This is a genomic window from Prosthecobacter sp., assembly GCF_044222565.1.
GTDB lineage: Bacteria > Verrucomicrobiota > Verrucomicrobiia > Verrucomicrobiales > Verrucomicrobiaceae > Prosthecobacter.
On sequence record NZ_JBGANA010000001.1, the window covers coordinates 100,874 to 119,217 of the forward strand.

13 protein-coding genes are annotated in these 18,344 nt (G+C 60.6%); 7 read left to right on the forward strand and 6 right to left on the reverse strand.

Annotated elements, in window-relative coordinates; translation table 11 throughout:
- Positions 1-120 precede the first annotated feature (120 nt).
- A complete protein-coding gene (locus ACILSR_RS00435) occupies positions 121-735 on the forward strand; it encodes a DUF2726 domain-containing protein (RefSeq protein WP_395747747.1) in 615 nt (204 codons plus the stop codon).
- Positions 736-792: 57 nt separating this feature from the next.
- On the opposite strand, the gene ACILSR_RS00440 is transcribed toward ACILSR_RS00435, so the two are convergent.
- Both ACILSR_RS00440 and ACILSR_RS00445 read right to left on the reverse strand, forming a co-directional pair.
- Positions 793-1,782 (reverse strand): Ig-like domain-containing protein, encoded by a 990-nt coding sequence (locus ACILSR_RS00440; protein WP_395747748.1) that lies wholly within the window; start codon positions 1,780-1,782, stop codon positions 793-795.
- A gap of 11 nt (positions 1,783-1,793) precedes the next feature.
- Positions 1,794-2,903 carry a hypothetical protein gene (locus ACILSR_RS00445; protein WP_395747749.1) on the reverse strand — a complete coding sequence of 370 codons (1,110 nt, stop codon included), beginning with the start codon at positions 2,901-2,903 and terminating at the stop codon, positions 1,794-1,796.
- Positions 2,904-3,154: 251 nt separating this feature from the next.
- Here ACILSR_RS00445 and ACILSR_RS00450 point away from each other — a divergent pair, with 251 nt between their 5' ends.
- The gene (locus tag ACILSR_RS00450) at positions 3,155-5,332 is read left to right on the forward strand and encodes a transglycosylase domain-containing protein (protein WP_395747750.1); all 2,178 of its coding nucleotides are present in this window, start codon (positions 3,155-3,157) and stop codon (positions 5,330-5,332) included.
- A gap of 339 nt (positions 5,333-5,671) precedes the next feature.
- Here the strand turns inward: ACILSR_RS00450 and ACILSR_RS32265 are convergent, their stop codons facing one another.
- Entirely contained in the window at positions 5,672-9,817 is a 4,146-nt protein-coding gene (locus tag ACILSR_RS32265; protein ID WP_407073029.1) for a vitamin B12 dependent-methionine synthase activation domain-containing protein, read from the reverse strand.
- 114 nt (positions 9,818-9,931) lie between these two features.
- Here ACILSR_RS32265 and ACILSR_RS00465 point away from each other — a divergent pair, with 114 nt between their 5' ends.
- Complete coding sequence (locus tag ACILSR_RS00465; protein ID WP_395747751.1) at positions 9,932-10,534, forward strand: helix-turn-helix domain-containing protein; 603 nt, start codon at positions 9,932-9,934, stop codon at positions 10,532-10,534.
- A 22-nt stretch (positions 10,535-10,556) separates the two neighbouring features.
- Positions 10,557-12,746 (forward strand): M60 family metallopeptidase, encoded by a 2,190-nt coding sequence (locus tag ACILSR_RS00470; RefSeq protein ID WP_395747752.1) that lies wholly within the window; start codon positions 10,557-10,559, stop codon positions 12,744-12,746.
- 24 nt (positions 12,747-12,770) lie between these two features.
- Here ACILSR_RS00470 and ACILSR_RS00475 read toward each other — a convergent pair whose 3' ends face one another.
- A complete protein-coding gene (locus ACILSR_RS00475) occupies positions 12,771-14,090 on the reverse strand; it encodes a PQQ-binding-like beta-propeller repeat protein (RefSeq protein ID WP_395747753.1) in 1,320 nt (439 codons plus the stop codon).
- Between the two features lie 66 nt (positions 14,091-14,156).
- Between ACILSR_RS00475 and ACILSR_RS00480 the strand changes: the two genes are divergently transcribed.
- Positions 14,157-15,083 carry a dihydrodipicolinate synthase family protein gene (locus ACILSR_RS00480; RefSeq protein ID WP_395747754.1) on the forward strand — a complete coding sequence of 309 codons (927 nt, stop codon included), beginning with the start codon at positions 14,157-14,159 and terminating at the stop codon, positions 15,081-15,083.
- A 7-nt stretch (positions 15,084-15,090) separates the two neighbouring features.
- Here ACILSR_RS00480 and ACILSR_RS00485 read toward each other — a convergent pair whose 3' ends face one another.
- Both ACILSR_RS00485 and ACILSR_RS00490 read right to left on the reverse strand, forming a co-directional pair.
- A complete protein-coding gene (locus ACILSR_RS00485; RefSeq protein WP_395747755.1) occupies positions 15,091-16,017 on the reverse strand; it encodes a hypothetical protein in 927 nt (308 codons plus the stop codon).
- A 3-nt stretch (positions 16,018-16,020) separates the two neighbouring features.
- Complete coding sequence (locus ACILSR_RS00490) at positions 16,021-16,752, reverse strand: N-acetylmuramoyl-L-alanine amidase family protein (RefSeq protein WP_395747756.1); 732 nt, start codon at positions 16,750-16,752, stop codon at positions 16,021-16,023.
- A gap of 53 nt (positions 16,753-16,805) precedes the next feature.
- Between ACILSR_RS00490 and ACILSR_RS00495 the strand changes: the two genes are divergently transcribed.
- Together ACILSR_RS00495 and ACILSR_RS00500 are read left to right on the forward strand one after the other, a co-directional pair.
- Entirely contained in the window at positions 16,806-16,961 is a 156-nt protein-coding gene (locus ACILSR_RS00495; protein ID WP_395747757.1) for a hypothetical protein, read from the forward strand.
- Positions 16,958-18,343: an MFS transporter gene (locus tag ACILSR_RS00500; protein ID WP_395747758.1), complete on the forward strand. Its 1,386-nt coding sequence runs from the start codon at positions 16,958-16,960 to the stop codon at positions 18,341-18,343. Before ACILSR_RS00495 ends, ACILSR_RS00500 begins: the two co-directional genes overlap by 4 nt.
- The last annotated feature ends 1 nt before the right edge of the window (position 18,344 follow it).

Sequence of the window (18,344 nt, forward strand, 5' to 3'; positions counted from 1 at the left end):
CCTTTTTGAAGGTCCAGGGGGGAATTTCACAACTCAAATGGGGGTGCGGTCCCCCCGCTCTTACATCGTTCTTACCAAACCCAAATTGCTGATCGCTATAATTTCCATAACATTCTTTTCATGCAGTCCCCATCTGCAACTACCCCACTTTCCCCGCCCGAAAAATCCCCCCATCCAAGCCCCCTGCTCACGTCCGCCGAAGCCCTTTTTTACGCCTGCCTCGACAACCTCACCGCCCAGCGCTGCCACATCCAGTGCAAGCCACGCCTCTCTGAAATCCTTCAGGATGAGAACGTGGCGGGGTTTCTGAAGATCTGCCAGCGTCACATCGACTTCGTCATCTCCCGCAAAGAAGACTGGCTGCCGATGGTGGCCATTGAATTTGAGGACGACAGTCCTGCCAAAGCCAGCCGCAAACCGCGTGACCGGCAGCTGGTGAACGACATTTTTTTGACCGTAGGCATCCCCCTGCTGCGGGTGCACATGAAGGAGATCAACCAGATCGAGACCCTCCTTCACAAGCTAAGCGCCGCCTGGACACAACGCGTGGCCACACTGGGCACGCAGCCGCCGCCAGCACCGGAGCTACCGGCCCCGTCCGCCACCACTTCTCTCAACGGTGGAAACCCGCCATCGACACGTCTGACTGGCAGCACCCCGGCTGCTGCACGCCAGGATACCTCGTCTTCCCCCACCAGCCGCCTGAACACTGCTGCCTGCACGTCCATTTCCTGAAGTAGCGCTGCAGGAAACGCGGCCAGCGAGCAACTGAAGTGGAATGCCGGAGCGGACCTATTTACCAATCTCAAAACTCAGAGGTCGTACTTCCACAGGATTTACCGGCACATCACGATCCACCTCAAAGGGGCCGAGAAGGTTGTTTCCGGCGAGGTCTTCAAGCAGCGGATCGACGATGATGGCCCCCTTCCCGGCCACCCAAGGCTCTGCGGGTATGAAATACCAGGTCCGCGCATCCAAAGCGAGCGCCACGGTGCCTGCGACGTCCGCTTCGGCGCATCGCACTTTCAAAGCCGAGGCGAGCATCGCGGGGTCAAGCGGTTCATCAAAGGTCACTTTCAGCGGATCGCGCGTGCCCGCCTGCGGCACGCGGATCTGCCAGCGTCCGGGATTGGGAGTGGCGTGATCCACGGCTCCGGCGGTGAGGGCAAACACGGCTTCCTTTCCCAGTTCCACGCCTTGGGCGGAGCGCCAGCTGGGCGCGATCCTGAGTGAGTACTTCTGCTTTTCCTGCAGCACCGGCCCTTCGTCTGAGTTCAGATTCACGCCGGTCTTCTGCCGTCCAGGGTGCAACCACAGCGTCAGGCGCCGGCCATCTGGCGACCACAGCTCCGTCTCACGAAAAGCGCCCTGAACGACGCTGCCGTCCTGCTGGTGGAGGGAGATGCGCTCCAGAAACACGCCCTGCTCCATCGGCTGGCTGAACTGCAGATAAAGCTTCAGCGCATTGGCCGGCAGTTGGGTGGGAACCGGCGAAATCCCCACGGTCGGCGCAGCGGCAGCCGGGAGCGAAAACTTCAGCCGCCGCTCGCTCCAGCTCCCGTCAGCCGACTTGATCTCCACCCGGTAGCTCTCCCCAGCCACCAGCGGCAGCGCGGCGGTGAATACCACTCCGTCCCCCGTCTTAGCCACACTGCCAAACAGCGGCTCCGAGGCATCGGCACGGAAGACGCGCACATCCACACCACGGGCTTCCACGTGGGAGACATCTTTCAGCCGCACCTCCGCCGCAAAGGCGGCGGAGCAGACGAGGCCCAAAGCCATGAGGCAGCGCTTCACGGCAACGCGGCCACTTCGAGGCTGAGAGTGCCGTCAGTATCGCGCAGCACCACGGCTTCGGCGTCGCTCAGCTTGTCCACCTGCACCGCGCCGAACAGGGCATCCACGATTTCGATGCCTTGGGGGCCGTCGTGTTCCTTCTCGTCACGGCGTGCGGCGTTTTCATTGGTCTTGTCGGGAGCCTTGGCATCCAGATAGTCCATGCTGATGCGTGCGCCCCACATCTTGCTGGGGCCGAAGGCGTTCTGCTTGAAGCGCTGGGTGTGCACGACGAGCCACTCCTTGCCGCTCTTGTCGGTGTAGCTGAAGAGATCGAGCGGGCGGTTGCCGCTTCCGAGTTCCACCATGCTCACGCCTTTGACCTGCGCGCCGCTCTGGATGTCGTCCACATTGAACTTCGCCACGGGGGTGCAGGCGAATGCGCCCACGACATAAGTGCCGTCCTTGGTGTCATACGGCACAAAGCTCTGGATCGGGGCCTTGGTCTCCCACTTGCGGTGCGCCACATGGTAGGTCTCAGCGCTGAACACGCTGGCCGTGGCGCCGTTTTTGATCGGCACAGGAATGGTGAAGATGCGGGAGGCGAACTCTTCATTGCAGGTGCCGGTGGCGAATACGCGGTCTTTGTCGAACGCCACATCCGTGATGTTGGTCACTTTGCTGGCGGTGCCGCCGGGCAGCGCGACGCGCACCCAGGACAGCGGCTCAAGATTCAGCGGCACCACCTTGCCGTCTGAACCCACGCTGACAATCAGCACAGCATTGTCCGGACGACGCTGCACCCCGAGGTAGATCCGCCCGCTGGCTGGATTCACCGCGAGGTCTTTGACGGTGATGTCTTCCTTCTTTGCCCCGAGCCCTGCGGCGATCTGCGCGCCAATGTCCGCCACCGGTTTTTCGAGGCGCTCTTTCTTACCGGTGTCTCCGGTCTGAATGGCCAGCACGCTGGCTGAGGCAGGCTCCGCCACCAGCAGCAGTCCTTCCGGCCCAAAGCTGAGCGAACTGAGAGACTGGAGCTGCAGGCCGCCTTTCTGCGGCGAGTCAAGCAGCGCGGCGGACGCGCCGAGCGTGGAGGCGAAGAGGAGGGAGAGGCAAAGTGCTTTCATGGTCGGGGTAGGCTGAAGTTGTGCGAGATGGTACGGGACCCGGCGGCGGAATGTCACGAACAAAGTGCGATTGCCTTCCACCCGGGCTGCGATAGGATTAGCTGGTTCGGTACCCCCACCTAAAGGGTGCCGCCCGATTTCATCTCGACTGGATCAGCGGTAAAATGAAATGTGAAATCGAAGTTCACACGGAGTTCATCGTCTGAGGCTTGATCTTTCCCTGAAAACGGCGACCCAGGTTCCCTGAACGCATGAAAAAAAAGCCCACTGAAGAGCGCAAGCCGACAAAACCCACCTTGTCGCGCTGGCAATCGTTCAAGCGCTTCAGTCTGATTTTGTTCATGGGCGGCTCGCTGATCTGCACGCTGGGAGCGGCGGTGGTCATCGGCGTTTACAGCCATCTTGCCAAGGCTTATGACCTGACCCAGCTCGGGAACATGCCGGAGCGCACCATCGTGATGGACTACAAGGGCGAGGTGCTCGGCAAGATGCACGGGGAGAACCGCATCATCGTGCCGCTGAATGAGGTGTCCCCCTGGTTTGTCAAAGCGCTGCTGGCACGCGAGGACTCGCGTTTCTACGACCACAGCGGTGTGGACTACAAAGGCATCCTCCGCGCCACGGTGCGCAACCTGAAGGAAATGCGGGTGGTGCAGGGCGCGAGCACGCTGACGATGCAGCTGGCACGCAACAGCTACCCGGACCTGGACGACCGCAGCCTGCACCGCAAGCTGGTGGAGATGATGCTGGCGCGCCGCATCGAGAAGGCCTGCAAGAAGGATCAAATCATCGAGCACTATGTGAACCGGATCTTCTACGGTCCCGGCATCTATGGCGTGCAGCGGGCCAGCCAGGTGTACTTTGGCAAGCACGCCAGCCAGCTAAGCCTGAGCGAGGCGGCGATGATCGTGGGCATCATCCGCAGTCCGGCGCGCTTCTCGCCCTTCCGAAACTACGAAGGAGCGCTGAAGGAGCGGGATACGGTGCTCAAGCGCATGCTGGAGCTGAAAATGATCACGCCGGAGGAGGAGATCGCGGCCAAATACGCGGACATAGCGCTGCACGCGCAGCCGGTGTTTCAGAGCCAGGGCGGCTACGCGCTGGACACGGTACGGCGGGATCTGGATTTGATCCTTGAGCAGCAGGAAATCGAAGACGGAGGCCTGCAGGTCTTCACCACGCTGAACAAGGATCTGCAGGATGCCGCGGACGCAGCTGTAGAGAAGCGCCTCGCCGCGATCGAAAAGCAGCGTGGCTATTCCCACCCGAAGAAGGCGGATTTTGACAAGACCTGGGACGGAGCGCAGGAGATCTCCTCCACGCCGTACCTGCAGGCGGCGCTTATGGTGCAGGACAATCAGACCGGCGGGATCCTCGCGCTGGTGGGCGGGCGCGATTACCGCCATAGCAAGTACAACCGCGCCACGCAGGGGGAGCGGCAGATCGGCTCCACGGTGAAGCCGTTTGTTTACGCCGCCGGCATCGCCTCCGGTTTCATGCCCGGCACGCTGATCAATGACGCTCCGATCCAGCCCGGTGAAATCGAGGGAGCGGATCCCAACTGGAGTCCGCAGAACTCGGACGGCAAATTCCTCGGCCCCACCACACTCACGGATGGCATTGTGAAAAGCCGCAACACCATGACCCTGCGCCTGGGAAATTATGCCGGGATGGATCGCGTGATCGAGCTGCTGACCAACGCGGGATTTAACAAACCTGCCGAACGCACGCCGCAAATCTTCATCGGTAATCTGGGTGGGAATCCGCGCCAGCTCACCAGCGCGATCAGCATCTTTCCGAACCAGGGACTGCGCCGCCGCCCTTACCTCATCGACCGCATCGTGGACAAGGCGGGGAACGTCATTTACCAAACGCCCGTGCTGGAGTCCGAGGTGCTCACACCGAGCGTGGCGCACCTGATGCGGCACATTCTTTCCCAGGTGCTGGACCGAGGGACGGCGGCCTCCCTGCGCAGTGAGTATGGCTTCAAAGAGCCCGGCGGTGGCAAGACCGGCACCACGAATGATTACAAGGATGCGTGGTTTGCAGGATACACGGACCGGTTAAGCTGCGGCGTGTGGGTGGGGCTGGACAAACCGGCGACGATTGTGGAAGGCGGCTATGGTGGCACACTCGCGCTGCCGATTTGGGCGGATGTAATGAAGAAGGCTGTGGCTCTCGGCTACAAGACGGAAGTGCCCAAGGTCACACTGCCGCTTTCACGTGTTTCGCTCTGCCGCGTGAGCAGCCAGCTGGCCACCGATGGCTGCGGCCAGGCAGGCATGGCTTATGAAGATGCCCTGCCCTACGACCTGGTGCCGAAAGAGTTCTGCAAGGAGCACATGGGCTACACCGCCCCCTCCCGGCAGGTGCAGCACCATCCGCAAAGACCCGGCTTGTTTGACCGCATCCGCAGCTGGTTCCGGTAAGGCCGAAAGGAGCAGGACGTAGGATGGGTGTGGCGACAGTCCGCCCGTCCATCAGCGTGCTGAAAACACCACGGCGTAGGAACGTCCTGGCAGTCGGACGGCTTGGCGAAGAAGGCAGTGGAGCTTGGGAGGGATTTGGACGCCAAACACATCCAACCTACGGCCGGAGTGCCGCGCCTTACGTGCACGGCCTGTCCAGTCTCGTTTTCGAGGGCACGTGGTACATGGCAGCGATCGGGGAATGTGATCGATGCGCTGGAGTCAGCCCGGTCGTCCGATTCCGCGACAGTGCCGACTCGGAACCGGAATACCGAGTTACATTCAGCCGCAGAAGCTCTCTCAATACCCCAGCCAGGGGCCGAGCCATTTCTCAGCTGCCTCAATCGTCATGCCCTTGCGCTCCGCGTAATCTTCCACCTGGTCTTTGCCCAGCACGCTGATGCCAAAGTAGTGGGACTCAGGATGCGCAAAGTAGAGACCACTGACCGCGCTGCCGGGATGCATGGCCATGCTTTCGGTGAGCTCCACGCCGGTCCAGGAAGTGGCATCGAGGAGATCAAAAAGGATAGGTTTCTCCGTGTGGTCCGGCTGCGCGGGATAACCCGGCGCGGGACGGATGCCGCGATACTTTTCCTTGATGAGTTCTTCGCGGGAAAGCTCGCCGGGCTTTTCATAGCCCCAGGCATAGCGGGCCTGCTGGTGCAGGTATTCAGCGAAGGCTTCGGCGAGGCGGTCGGCCACGGCCTTGGCAATGATGGCGCTGAAGGGATCGTGCGCTGCTTCGAATTCCTTGGCGAATTCATCCGCCCCGTGAATGCCGACAGCAAAGCCACCGAGGTAGTCGGCGCGGCCGCTGCCCTTCGGCGCAATGTAATCGCTCAGCGCATAGTTTGGCGTGTCCTTCTTGATGACCTGCTGGCGCAGGGTGTGGAAGACGGTCTTCACCGTGCTGCGTGACTCATCAGTATAGACTTCGATGTCATCGCCAATGGCGTTGGCCGGGAAGAAGCCCATGATTCCGCGCGGATTGAAGCGGCCTTCAGCGATGACGCGGTCGAGCAGATCGTTGGCGTCCTTGTAAAGCTTGAGCGCCTCCACCTCAGCCTTGCCCTTCAGTTCAGCATCTTCCTGCGCGGAAGAGAAGCGCTGATCTGCCGCGATCCAGCGACCGCGCAGCTCCCACGAATGGAAGAACGGCGACCAGTCGATGAACTCGCGCAACGTGGCGACAAGCTGCGGGCCTTCGTAAACCTTGGTGCCAAGGAATGTCGGGGTGGCGATCTCCTGCGTAGACCAGTCGAACTTCACGCCTTTTTCGCGGGATTCCGCGATGCTGAGCAGAGCCCGATCTTTCTTCTTGCCGTACTCCTCACGCAGGCGGGCATGGCGCGCTTCGTTGCTGGCCACAAAGGCTTCCCGCTGATCCTCGCTGAGCAGCGATGTCGTGACCGGCACACTTCGTGAAGCGTCCAAAACATGCACAATGCTGCCGCTGTATTTCGGCGCGATCTTGATGGCGGTATGCGCAGGGCTGGTGGTGGCACCACCGATGAGCAGCGGCTGCTTGAAGCCACGACGTTCCATCTCGCTGGCGACATGCGCCATTTCATCGAGCGAAGGCGTGATGAGGCCGCTGAGGCCGATCACATCGGCACCGATTTCGAGAGCCTTGTCCAAGATTTTGTCGCACGGCACCATGACGCCCATGTCGGTGACTTCGAAGCCGTTACACGCAAGCACGATGCCCACGATGTTTTTGCCGATGTCATGCACGTCCCCTTTAACCGTGGCGAGCACGATCTTGCCACCGCCTTGTTTGGCGGCTTCGGCGGGGATCAGATCTTCGGCAGTCAGGCCGTTGGCAGAGCCAGTGGCACCACCGGCGGTGGATTGCGCATGATTGAGGAAAGGAGCGACGACACGGTCCGAGTTGGAGGCGTCCTTGCGCAAGCTTTCGAGCTTCTGCTGCAGAGCGGCCTCGCCTTCCACTTCGAACACAGCGCCGAGTTCAGCAGCGAGCTTCACTTCAGCACGGCGCTCTTCGAGGCTGAGACCGCTGCTGGGCGTGTAGCTGAAGGAGTCGACCACAGCGACAGTGCCACCGCTGTCCAGGGCAGTGATGGTCTTGGCGGCGACTTCGAGCAGCAGGGCACGCTCACGCGCTCTGCGGGCCTTCTCGATCTCCATGAAGGGCTGCAAGTATGCCACGCTCTGCTTCATCACGCGGGCGCTTTTCACCACCTGCGGGAGGAACATTTTGCCAGCACCAAAAAGATCGCCCACCACGCTCATGCCATCCATGAGCGGGCCTTCGATGACGGAGAGGGGCTTGCCCAACTGGGCCAATGCCTCGGCGGTGTCTTCGTTGATGAAGTCGGTGATGCCTCGCAGCAGGGCGTGCTCCAGGCGCTTGTTCACCGGGCCTTCGCGCCAGCTCATGTCGATCTCGACTTTCTTCGCGCTGCCAGCCTGGCCTTTGAACTGCTCGGCGTAATCGACAAGAATCTCCGTGGCATCCGGGCGGCGGTTGAGGATGACGTCCTCGACCTTCTCGAGCATCTCCTTCGGGATCTCTTCATACACTTCGAGCATGCCGGCGTTCACGATGCCCATGTCCATGCCCGCCTTGATGGCGTGGTAAAGGAAGACACTGTGCATGGCCTCGCGCACCTTGTTGTTGCCGCGGAAGCTGAAGCTGACGTTGCTGACGCCGCCGCTGACCTTGGCAAACGGGAGGTTCTCCTTGATCCAGCGCGTGGCGTTGATGAAGTCGAGCGCGTAGTTGTTGTGCTCCTCGATGCCCGTGGCGACGGTGAGGATGTTCGGGTCAAAGATGATGTCCTCGGGCGGGAAGCCCACTTCATCGACGAGGATGCGGTAGGCGCGTTCGCAGATGCGAATCTTGTCGTCATACGTGGCGGCCTGGCCCTGCTCATCGAAGGCCATGACCACGGTGGCTGCGCCGTATTGCTTGATCTTGCGGGCGTATTCCTTGAACTTTTCTTCGCCCTCCTTGAGCGAGATGGAGTTCACGATGCCCTTGCCTTGCAGGCACTTGAGGCCGGCCTCGATGATCTCCCATTTGGAAGAGTCCACCATGATGGGCACCTTGTTCACTTCCGGCTCGGTTTGCAGCAGGATGAGGAATTTCGTCATCGTGGGCACGCCGTCGATGAGACCTTCGTCCATGCAGACGTCGATCACATTGGCTCCGCTTTCCACCTGCTGGCGGGCGATGGCCACGCCTTCCTCCAGCTTGCCCTCCTTGATGAGCTTGGCGAACTTCGGCGATCCGGCCACGTTCGTACGTTCGCCAATCATGAGATACGGCGGGCGCTCCTCCGGTGTGGTGCCCTTCAGCACAAAAGGCTGCGAGCCGCTGAGGCGCATGGTGTGAGTATCCTGCGGCACCTGGCGCGGCGGGATGTTTTCCACCGCTTTTGCAATGGCGGCGATGTGCTCCGGGGTGTTGCCGCAGCAGCCGCCCATGATGTTCACAAACCCGCTGCCGCCGAAGTCTTTGGCAAACTCAGCCATGTCCGGCGGGAGCAAATCAAAGCCCGTGGGAGCGAGCGGATTCGGCATGCCGGCGTTTGGATACGCGGAGACGAAGCAATCGGCCTTGGTGGCCAGTTCCTGCAGGAAGGGGCGCATCTTGTCCGGGCCGAGCGAGCAGTTCAGACCGATGGACAGCGGCTTCACATGCCGCATGGCATTGAGATAGGCTTCGGTGACCTGGCCGGAGATCATGGTTTCTCCGCCGGGGCCTACCGCCGCGCTGATCTGCACCGGCAGCTCCACCTGATCCTCGGCAAAAACTTCACGGATGGCCACCAGCGCGGTCTTGGCATTGAGGGAGTCGAAAATCGTCTCGACCAGCAGCGTGTCCACACCACCCGCGATGAGGGCGCGCACCTGGTGCTTGTACGCCTCCTTCACCTGATCAAAGGTGACGTAGCGGAAGCTCAGGTCTGAAAGATCAGGGAACTGCGAAAGCGAAACCGTAAGCGGCCCGATGGCCCCTGCCACGTAGCGTTTGCGACCTGTCTTTTCGCCCACGATGTCGGCCCATTTGCGGCACTGCTGGGCGGACTCAAAGTTGATCTCCCAGGCGAGGTCATTGAGGAATTTGTCCTCCAGCACGGTCTGGAAGAAGGCCGGATCTTTGCGGCGGCCTTCCGGCACCTCTTTGAAAAACTCCGCCTGCGCGATGCTGGTGCCGCTGAAGGTGTTCGTCTCGATGATGTCCGCACCGGCTTCCAGGAAGCGGCGATGAATGTCCTCGATGACGTCCGGGCGGGTCAGAGACAGGATATCGCCGTTGTTGAGCAGGTCCTTCTCATTGGCAAGGAAGCGATCTCCACGTGCGTCGGCTTCTTTCAGCCCGTAACCGCGAATGGTCGTGCCCATGGCTCCGTCGATGACCAGGATTCTCTGGCGCATGGCGGCTTCAAGTTCGGAGCGGACGTTAGGGCGGGCAGGCATGGGGTGAAATTAGCGTTTTAGCTAGGGAGGTCAACAATCATATCAACGCATCATGATTTGAATATGTGACAAATATTCTAATTTACAAGACGGTTATCCGTTATACCGACACCGATGCCCCCAAAAACAAAAGAATCCCCCATCCTTGAATCCAGCCCAGAGGCCATCAATGAGAATCTGGGCAAGCGGGTTAAAAAACTGCGTGGAGACCGGGGGTGGTCGCTCGAAGAGCTCGCCAACGCCAGCGGGGTGAGCCGCTCGATGTTAAGCGAAATCGAGCGGGAAAAGGCCAACCCCACCCTGACCGTGACCTTCCGCATCGCCCGCGCCTTTGGTCTGACCTTGCAGGAATTGATCGAGAGCGCCGAAGCCAGTGCGTCCAAAATCCAGGTCATCCGGGCCAGCGACCGCGCGCAGGTCTATCGTAGCGACAAGCAGTGCGAGATCCGCACCCTCTCCCCCATCAATCTGGAAAAGGACGTGGAGTTCTATGAACTGACCCTGCGCCCCGGCGGCACCCTGCGCAGCCAGCCGCACTTTGAAGGCACCCGCGAATTCCTGACCGTGGAGGAGGGCACCGTGCGCATCGAGTCCGACACCAACAGCGAAGAGCTGGGCAAAGGCGACTCCGGCACCTACCGCGCGGATGTGCCGCATGCCATCGTCAACACCGGCAAGGGGGACGCGCTCGTGTTCCTCGTGGTGATCTATCGCTAGTCCTTCCCTTTTCCAACCAACCATGAAATCTGCCACCACACTCGTCCTCCTCGCCTTTGCCGGGATCTTGCACGCACAGATGCCGCCTGCGCTCGTGACCGCCGAACGCGCCAAAATTCTCGAAGGCGTGAAAACCGTACCGAAAGCGGGTGCGCCGGGGCCGATTGGCATCTGGGGAAATATCGCGTTTCCGATTCTTTCCGCGCCCGACAAAGACGGCGTGGAGATCGCCGTGGCGGCGGCGGCGGGTTATGGCAAAGGGCGCATCATTCTCTTCGGCCACAACAGCTACCTCGCGGGCAATGAGGGCGGGGATCATGCGAAACTGATCGAGAACTGCGTGAAATGGGCGGGCAACAAAGAGAAGCCGCGTGTGGGCGTCAAAGGAGTGAACAAGCTGAACGGCATCAAGGCGGAGACGTTTGACACCGTCGATAAAAAAAGCCTCAAGGACTACGATGTCGTCATCGTGAACATGCAGGGCATCATCAGCGGTGAAGAAGGCGCAGCGGTGGCGGAATATGTCAAAGGCGGTGGCGGTTTCATCGGTGGCATGACGGGCTGGGCCTTCAGCCAGACGAGCGGCGGCAAGGACCTCGCGGTCTCGCACGGTCTGAATCAGGCGCTGATGCCTGCAGGAGTCGCGATCACCGACATGAGTGCGTTCGACCAGTTGCGCAGCTTTGAGGCGCGCAACGAACTGCCGCAGATGATGAATGCCTCCGAAGCTGTGGCCGCGATCAAAAAGCAGCGCGAAGGCGGCCCGGCTCTGACGGCCGAGCAAATGAAGCAGGGCACAAACGCCATCCAGATCGCCATGGCTGCGCAACCGCCTGACCGCAGCAATTTGAAAGCTGCTGTGCTCGCCGCGCTGGGCACCGCCGGAGCCGATGCCGCAGTCCCGACCCCGCAAGCTCCGCTGACTGCTGACAAAAACGCCGCTCAAAGACTGCGCCTCGGCATGGAGACGCGCGTGCTGCGGCTCGCCGCCGGCGAGGGCGTGGCCGCACATCCGGCGCATGAAGCCTTCCCCGGCAAAGTTCCGGCGGGCGCTCCGCGAGTCACCGGCGAGGTCAAAGTGATACCGAGCATCCCCGGCTGGACCAGCACCGGCCTTTACGCCGCTGCAGGCGACACCATTACCGTTACGCTGCCAGAGAAACTCGCCGACAAAGGCTACGCCGTGCGCATCGGCTGCCACAGCGACACCCTGTACCATCTCGACAAATGGGAGCGCGCGCCGGACATCACCCGCAGCGTGGGACTGGCCACCGCCACTACGAAAACAGCCAGCGCCTTCGGCGGACTTATCTACATCGAGGTTCCAGGCCGGGCGAAGGATGACGAGGCCTTCACTGCGACCATTCAAAATGCCGTGCCAGCACCGTTGTTTGTCCTCGGTCAGGATGATGACGCCAAATGGAGCGAGATCAAAAAGCGGCCCGCCCCATGGGCCGAGCTGGCCTGCGACAAGATGATTGTGAGCTGTCCCACCGAGGTCGCACGCGCGATCAACAATCCCACCCAGCTCATGGAGTTCTGGAAGAAGGTCGTCGAAGCGCAGGACGACATCACGAACCAGGCCACGGAACGCAAACGCCCAGAGCGCATCGTGGCGGACGTGCAAATCAGCGCCGGCTACATGCACAGCGGCTACCCCATCATGATCCCCACCAGTGCCGCGCCGGAGATGACCATCTTCGGCAAACTCAAATTTCCGGGCTGGGGCTTCTACCATGAGATCGGCCACAACCACCAACGTGGAGACTTCACTTTTGATGGCACCGGCGAAGTGACCAACAACGTCATCGGCATGTACTGCTATGAGGCCGTGTTGAAAAAGGACTGGCTCATCGGCCACGGCGGCATCAGCGAAGAAGCGCGCAAGGAGCACATTCAAAAGATCAAGAAGGCCTCGAACAAATGGCAGGTGTGGAAGAGCGAGCCCTTCACCGCGCTGACCACCTACATCCAACTCATGCAAGAGTTCGGCTGGGAGAGCTGGCGCACGTATCTCTACAGCTTTGACGATCCCAAATTCGGCCCCGCCCCGAAGGGCGATGATGAACGCCGAGACCAGTTCCTCGTCCGCTACTCCAAGATTACCAACAAAAACCTCGGGCCCTTCTTTGAGGCCTGGGGCATTCCCGTGAGTTCAGCCGCGAAGGCGGAAGTGAGCAAGCTGGAGACGTGGATGCCGAAGGGGATGTGAATTGGAGATGACAAATGATCTCCATCACTTCGCCAATGACGCGCACACGATTTCCTCATCATTGCGCATGAAGACACATTTGTCGGCGAAGGCCGGGTGGGACCACACCACCGCCCGGCGTGGGTCGGTGGTGGTGGGTTTCAGCAGCTTGGCGCGGCATATCTCTTCGTAACCTTTCGGCGTGAGGTTGGCGATGATGAGGTCGCCGAGTTCGTTGGCGAGGAAGAAGCGGTTTTCGTGTTTGATGATGAAGGCGTTCGCCCAGCGCACGAGCGGCCCGCCCGTGGTTGCGGCATTGGTTTCCCATACGCGTTCACCTGTATCGAGCTTCAGGCAGCGGAGCTGGCCGTAGCTGCATACGCCGTAGATGTGGCCATCTTCAATGAACGGCGTGCTGATGAGACTGTGCAGCGTGTCGGTGTTCTTTTCACTGAAGCTTTTGCCTTCCCATTGCAGGGTGGCGGCGGGCTTGGAGGCATCCAACTGGAAGCATTTGGAACTGGTGTAAAAGGAGCTGAACAAGAGCTTGTCCCCTGCCAGCCTCGGCGTCGCCACAGTAAGACCAGCACGCACTTCCCAGGGGTAGGACCAGAACACTTTGCCTGTGGCGGGATCGAGTGAGTTCACGGACTGGGGGTGCCAGAGGATAAGCTGTTTCGTGCCTCCGGCTTCGAACATCGTCGGCGGGCAGTAGCCGGGCTCGCGGGCATCCAAGGCGCGCCATATTTCTTTGCCGCTGTCCTTGTCGAAGGCGACCGCCACGCTGCCCGGACCGCCGCAGAGGCAGATGAGGCGTTGGCCATCCAGAAGTGGATGCCCGGCAAAGCCCCACATGGGCGTCTGCACCCCGTACTCCTTTTTGAAATCATGGGACCACAGAACCGAGCCCTTTGAGGCATCGAGGCAGAACAGATTTCCCTCCGCGCCAAGCGTCCACACCTTGCCGTCGCTGACCACTGGCGTGCAGCGCGGGCCAGTGGAGTAGCTCATGGTGTAGGTGCAGTAGTAGCGGTGCTCCCAGATGAGAGCGCCCGTTTTGGCATCGAGACACAGGACTCGCTCGCTGCCCGGAATGATGCCACGCGCAAAGGCATTGCCCGGCACGCTGCTCTTCTCCGCCACCTGCCGGTCCATGAGATAGACGCGACCCTTTGCCACCGCAGGCCCAGTGTATCCTCCTCCGATCTTCACGCGCCAGAGCACCTTCGGCCCGTCGGGTGGAAAGGTATCGACGATGCCGGTTTCACGCCAGACGGCATCGTGCTGCGGCCCCAGCCATTGCGGCCAGTCGTCAGCTTGCAGGAGGGATGGCAGCAGGCCCAAGAATAGAAACAGAGTGCGCATGGACAAACAAACTCACCATCATGAATCATGTTGCACAGGATTTCGCGTATCGCAGGTTCGGCCATTATGCTGAACCTGCCCGACTCTCAACGCCTGCACAGCCTGGTGACTGCCACGCACACGCCCTTTCATGCCGACGGCTCGCTCAATCTCAACGTTGTCGAAAAGCAGGCGGCGTTCCTGCTCGGCAAAGGCGTGAACACCGTCTTCGTCGGTGGAAGCACCGGTGAAAGCCACTCGCTGACGTACGACGAACGCCACCTGCTGGCCAAATGCTGGATGGCGGTAACCAAGGGCACCGCCATGCGCGTGGTGGTACATGTGGGCTCAAACTGCGTTGCTGATTCCAAAGCGCTGGCGGAGCAGGCGGAAGACCTTGGCGCCTCAGCCATCGCAGCCCTGGCTCCGATGTACTTCAAACCGAAGAATGTGGAGGTGCTGGTGGAGACCATGGCCCAGATCGCCGCCGCTGCACCGGACACGCCATTCTATTATTATGATATTCCGTCGATGACCGGTGTGAACCTCTCCGTGCCGGATTTCCTGCAGCAGGCGGGGAAGCGCATTCCGAATCTGGCAGGGGTGAAATTCACCAATCCCGACCTCATGGCGTACCAGTACTGCCTGCGCGCCGATGGAGGCGCCTGGGACCTGCCCTTCGGCTGTGACGAGCACATGCTCGGTGCTCTGGCCATGGGCGCCAAAGGTGCTGTGGGGAGCGGCTTCAATTTCGCCGCCCCGATTTACACGCGCCTGCTGGCGGCTTTTGCCCACAATGATTTTGCCGCGGCACGCGAGGAGCAGTTTCGCGGAGTGCAGATCATCAGCGCTTTTGTCCGCTACGGTTACATGGGAGCGGCGAAGGCGGCGATGGCCATGCTCGGCGTCGATGTAGGCCCCGCGCGCCTGCCCAACACAACACTCTCCCCGGAACAGAAGGACAGCCTGCGTGGAGAGCTCGAAGCCATGGGCTTCTTTGAGTGGGTGAAGTGAACCGCGGTTATCGGGTCACTTTCAGCAAGGGCGCCGGCAGGTGCTCGCTGGTCATCCAGAGGGTGCGGCTGTCGCTGTCATAACAGACGCCTTCCATCTGCCGCAGCAAATCGGGTTCGATGCGCACCGGCGGCTGTTTCAGCGCATCCGCCAGTGGTTTACCTTTTGGCAGCTCCCATTCATACAGGCTGCTGTAGGTGGCCACGACCATGCGGGATCCATCCGGAGCAAAGCAGGCGCCGGTGGTCATGCAGTTGTCATGGGGCCGCTTGCCAGCGCGGATCAGCTGGGGAAAGACCAGATCCGCCACTTTTTCCAGCACCATGCTCACCTTTGGCTGCAGGAGCTGAGGGAATGCGTAGAGCGCGCTTTTGCCATCATCGCTTTTGGTCAGGATGTACAGGCGATGGGTCTGCGGATGCAGCAGCAGGCTTTCGGCATTGTGTTTGCCATCCGGATAGTTTGCGCGCCAGATCTGCGGTGCGGCGGTCTCGACTTCTTCGGCGGGCTTTCCGGGAGAATTGATTTCAGGTTCGGGGATCTGGTAAACCTGAATGGTGTTGCGGATAAAAAGGTTGTCCCCGATGTCTCCAACAAACAGCGACTGCACCCCCTGCTCATCTTTGCCCGCAGCGATGTCCTCCCAGTCGAAATTTGCCGCGTCGCGTATGCGCACCTTGGCCCGTGTCTTGCCGCTGCGGTCGATGGCGAAAACGCAGGGCTCGCCGCCGGAGTCGTTGTGGGTCCAGAAGATGGAGGGATCGCGCGCGCCCAGCGCGAGTCCTGAGCTTTCAGCGATTCGTTTGTCCTCAAGAACCGCGACCTGCCTGCTGGTGCTGGGCACCGGCTTTTCCGGCCAGGCAACGCCTTGCTGACCGAAGCAGGCGGAGACTGCGGAGAAAGCCAAAGCAAGCTGGAGAAAAGAGGCCTTCATGGATCACCCCAGTGGTGTGGCGGGACCTTGCAGCATGCGGTTGTAATGAAACTGCACGCGGGCCTGAAACCAGCGCCAGGTCTGCCCCGGACGGCCATGCTCCAGCAGGAAATGCGGGCAGTCCTTGTGCAGCGGACTGACGCCGACCCGCGGCCAGTGGTAGTGAGGCACGACGTGGTCGATCGGAATATTGTAGGCGCGCATGAGATACGCGGCGAGGCGGGCGGTGCGGTCAATGGTCTGGCCAAGGTCGTTGCCATTGTGCTCGCACATCTCGATGCCGATGCTGTAGTTGTTGCCGGGGCCGTCGAAATCGGCGTGCTCCCCCTGCTCACGGCAGGGCAGGTGCTGGATGGCCACGTCATCCTGCACGGTGAAGTGCCAGGTGAGAAAGCCGATGCGGTTACCACCGCGGCGCTTCGTGGCCCTCAGGGCGCCACGCTTCAGCGCCAGAGCGTGCTGGTAGGCATTGCCAGTGTAGTTCTGAGTGCTGTGAATGGTGATGTAGCGCGGCGTCATGGGCCGGTAGTAGCGGCGCCCCACGGTACCCGCGGGAATGATGTCCAGTTTCACATGGGTCTCTGCCAGAAGCTGGTCCGGCGTCATGGCCCCTGGAGGCACCGGCGCAAACCGCGACTCCCAGCGCGCCACACGAGAGCCATCGTAAGTAGCGGTGCAGGCCACGATGATGCAGGCGATCGTCAGAGGCAGAAGAATAGCGACGTTTCTAAGCATACAATTGTTTAAGGGCCAATGGTCAGAATTCAACGGCTTGTTCAAGCATCTTCATGCACAACGTACCAGCCACGTGGTCCGGCCTCATCAAACTTCTCACGCCAAAGCCGACATGGGTGAAAGAACCGGCCTTCAGGCTGCGGCATGATTCCTTTGAATTCGGGATTGTCATCCCCCTCCAAGTCATTCAACATCCGCGCTTCTCATGAGTTCCCCGTCCCTCCCCGATTCCAACGCGCCTTGGTATAAACAACTGACCGGCTACCACTGGTTTGTGCTGATTGTCGCTTCTGCCGCATGGTTTTTTGACTGCCTGGACCAGCGCCTGTTTTCACTCGCTCGTGTGCCCGCCTTGGTGGAACTGATGAAGCTGCCTCCTACAAATCCTGATTTGCAGGCTTTTGGCAAGGTTGTTACTGCCTGCTTCCTCATAGGCTGGGGTGTCGGAGGTCTGACTTTTGGCGCTTTGGGAGACAAGTTTGGCCGCGCCCGGATGCTGACACTGACCATTCTCATCTACTCCGCCTTCACCGGACTCAGCTATTTCAGCCGCACCCAGCTCGACTTCACGATCTTCCGTTTCCTCACCGGTGTTGGCGTTGGCGGTGTCTTTGGACTTGCAGTGGCCTTGATCGCTGAAACCGTCCCCAACGGCGCACGCACCCAGTGTCTGGGTCTGCTGCAGATTCTGTCCACCATCGGCAACATCTCCGCAGGCTTTGCAAAGATCGGCATTGATGCCTTGGAAGCAAATCACACCATCACTGCCGGTTCTGGCTGGCGCTGGATGTTTCTCATTGGCGCGGCCCCGGCACTGATGATCATTTTCACCCGCGGATACCTCAAAGAACCCGCCGCATGGCAGCATCTCAAGGACACCAACCAGCTGCCCAAAGGAAGCATCTTCGCCCCGTATGCCAGCCTGCTGGCCAGCGCCCGCTGGCGCAAAAATCTGTTCGTAGGCGCGGTCATCGCCAGCACGGGCGTGATTGGCCTCTGGGCCATCGGCGAATATGCCGTTGATTTGCAGAAGGTGGTGTTCAAACAGTACTTTGAAAAGGCGGGCGTCGCTCCTGACAAGGTGGCCGCCGAGGTGAACAATGCCATTTCCGTGGCCTATCTCTGGAACATGATGGGTGCCGCCGTGGGCATGACTCTGTTCACCAATGTGGCAAAGCTGGGCCGCCGCCTAGCCTTCTTCCTGGGCTTCAGCGCCGCCCTCATTTCCACCTTTCTCGTTTACTGGAAGATGAGCGACCCGATCTCCGCGCGCTGGATGATGTTCCTAATGGGAACCGCGCAGTTGAGTGTGTTTGCAGGCTTCGCCATTTATCTGCCTGAACTTTTCCCGAACAAACTGCGCAGCACAGGCACTAGTTTCTGCTACAACCTGGGGCGATTTGCCGCAGCCGGCGGCAGCTTTTTCTCTGCCACCCTCACTTCCGGAATCTACGGCAAATTCGCCGCTCAGGATCCCGCGCTGCCACTGCGCTATGCAGCGATGACCATGTGCGCCATCTTCCTCATGGGCATCTTCATTCTGCCGTTCGCTCCTGAAACCAAAGGCAAGCCGCTGCCACAAGACGACTGAG